Source organism: Halorubrum sp. Atlit-26R (genome assembly GCF_003666015.1).
In the GTDB taxonomy this organism is placed as follows: Archaea; Halobacteriota; Halobacteria; order Halobacteriales; family Haloferacaceae; genus Halorubrum.
This window is the reverse complement of sequence record NZ_QPLT01000089.1, coordinates 1-1,081: the sequence shown is the minus strand read 5'-3', so window position 1 is coordinate 1,081 and position 1,081 is coordinate 1. Positions and strand designations below refer to the sequence as shown.

Genomic DNA, 1,081 nt, shown 5'->3' with positions numbered 1-1,081 from the left:
GCCAGCTGCTCAATAGTAGGGCAGTCTACAAGGAACTCATCGCGGTATGCGGTAAATGACCAGTACTCAGGATCCCCAAAGCGTCGCACTACGAATAGTCTTGTACGGTGTCATATATGTGTGATGGTGCGTCTCACTCTCACGATTGTACACTTCACTGACGCCCCAGACTAGGAAGCTCTTGACTTAGGCCACCTGCGCTAATTTCTCTATCAGAATTAGTTCGAATAACACTGGGAGCAGTGTAGGCCTTCTTGGATAGTCCGCAGTGAATTGTGTTCTCCGAGTGTCTGATGGCAGAACTCACAATCCAGTTCATCAGTAATCCCGACACCATCCCCATATCCGAGTGTCAGTGACCGGGTCACCGTTCCTTCCTCTAACTCAAGAACGAGTTCTCCCCGTTCGTATTCGATCTGTGTTATCGTAAGTGGGCTAACAACGACTTCCAGAGCGTGCCTTTCACGGATTTCTCGCTGTTTCCTGGGAAATCCTTGCTCGCGTCGATGGCGGAGCTCCTCAAGTTCTGAGTCCACATCCTCGTATTCCGAGTTAAGCTCTTTCCGTTTCTGAAGCGCTTCTACACGGTCTCCTTCATCGCTGCTCTGTTGGATTGACTCGCTTAAATCCTGGATCTGATCCGAGAGTCGGGTTTTCTTCTCTTCCAATTCCTCTATCCGTTGCTGCTGCATCTGCCGGTATTCCTCAATCTCAGTGTCTGCTGCTCTAGATGCCTCTTGATGGATCTCGTCAATCTTCGGCTGAACACGTTCAACAATCTGCTCACGAGTCTGTGCGATCAATTCATCCGCTGTAGATTTCTCAATATCTACGGGTTGACTCTCGATCTGTGGTTCAGTAGGTAGCGTGGATTCGAGAAACGTCTCTTCGAGATTCGGAAGGCGCTCCATTGACCGAATATCAATAGCAGTCACACGGAGTAACTCCGTTTGGCACTCACTGACCGTCTCGATGCTGATTCGGTAGTGGATAGCTATGGCGGAGCGATCGTAGTATGGCGTGAACGTCGCGTCGTTCACATTGATGTTGTTCTCCTGAAGCCACTGCGGAATCTCAATCT

The 1,081-nt window shown here is 49.8% G+C and carries 1 protein-coding gene; it reads right to left on the bottom strand.

What is annotated here, in order from left to right:
* Positions 1-218: 218 nt before the first annotated feature.
* The coding region (locus DVK07_RS19445) for a hypothetical protein (RefSeq protein ID WP_121598506.1) at positions 219-1,081 on the bottom strand (863 nt) is incomplete at its 5' end.